Annotated in this window: 1 protein-coding gene; it reads right to left on the bottom strand. The window is 67.4% G+C overall.

Features of this window, described 5'->3' with window-relative positions; genetic code table 11:
- On the bottom strand, positions 1 to 1,223 hold a 1,223-nt coding region (locus ACYU8V_RS22290), incomplete at its 3' end, for an IS256 family transposase (RefSeq protein ID WP_460850418.1).
- Positions 1,224 to 1,281 lie beyond the last annotated feature (58 nt).

The following is a 1,281-nucleotide window of genomic DNA, read 5'->3' as shown; positions in this document are numbered from 1 at the left end:
ATGGCGGCGTGCTCACCAGTATCCACGGGGTCGTTGAGCAGCGCCATGGACTCTTCTGAGAGGTAGCGGCGGTCGCCGGCGATCCACTCGTCATGCATGTCGATCAGGACCGCGCCGACGAGCCGGATCACGGCCGCGGCATTGGGGAAGATCCCGACCACGCGGGAGCGGCGCTTGATCTCCTTGTTGACCCGCTCGAGCGGGTTGGTCGACCAGACCTTGCGCCAGTGGGCCTTCGGGAACGCCGTGAACGCGAGCACCTCGGCCTTGGCCTCGTCCATCAGCGGACCAACCTTCGGGAACGAGGCGGCGAGCTGGTCGCGGACCTCGTCCCACGCGGCGGCGACGGCCTCGCGGTCGGGCTGGGCGAAGATCGTGCGGAACACCGCGGCCACCATATCGGCGTGGGACTTCGGAACGTGCGCCAACAGGTTGCGGGCGAAGTGCACCCGACACCGCTGGTGTCCCGAGCCCTGGAAGGACCGCTTCAACGCCGCCACCAGCCCGGAGTGCTGGTCGCTGATCACCAGCCGCACCCCGGACAGTCCGCGCTGCTTGAGGCTGAGCAGGAAGCTGCGCCAGAACGTCTCGTCCTCGCTGTCCCCGACATCAACACCGAGGACCTCCCGGCTGCCGTCGGCGGCGATCCCAGTGGCGACTACGACGGCCATCGAGACGACCTGGCCGCCCTTGCCGGGCTTGTTGCGCACGTGCAGGTAGGTCGCGTCGAGGTAGACGTAGGGGAACGCGGTGTGGTCCAGGGGTCGGGTGCGGAACGCCCCGACCGACTCATCGAGCTGCTCGCAGATCCGAGACACCTCTGACTTCGAGATCCCGGAGTCGGCGCCGAGCGCGACGACCAGGTCGTCGACGCTTCTGGTCGAGATGCCGTGGACGTATGCCTCCATCACCACCGCGTACAGCGCCTGGTCGATCCGGCGGCGGGGCTCGAGGATGGAGGGGAAGTACGAGCCCTTGCGGAGCTTGGGGATCCGCAGCTCGATGTCGCCGGCCTTGGTGGCCAGCAGCTTGGGTCGGGTGCCGTTGCGTTCGGTGATCCGGTCCTCGGTGCGCTCGTAGCGTTCCGCGCCGATCACGCCGGCGGCTTCGAACTCGACAAGCTCTTGGAGCACGGTGCGGACCGACTCGCGGATCATGTCGACGCCGTCGCCGGTGCGGAATGCTTCGAGCAACTCAGACAGGGCAGACTGGGACAAGGCCATCGGTGGTTCTCCTTCAGTGCGTGGATTTCGCCGTTCACACCGAAGATCCCGCCGATGG

Source organism: Nocardioides ultimimeridianus (assembly GCF_054777895.1).
Note: the sequence above shows the minus strand (reverse complement) of the source record. Positions and strands in the feature narration are given on the sequence as shown.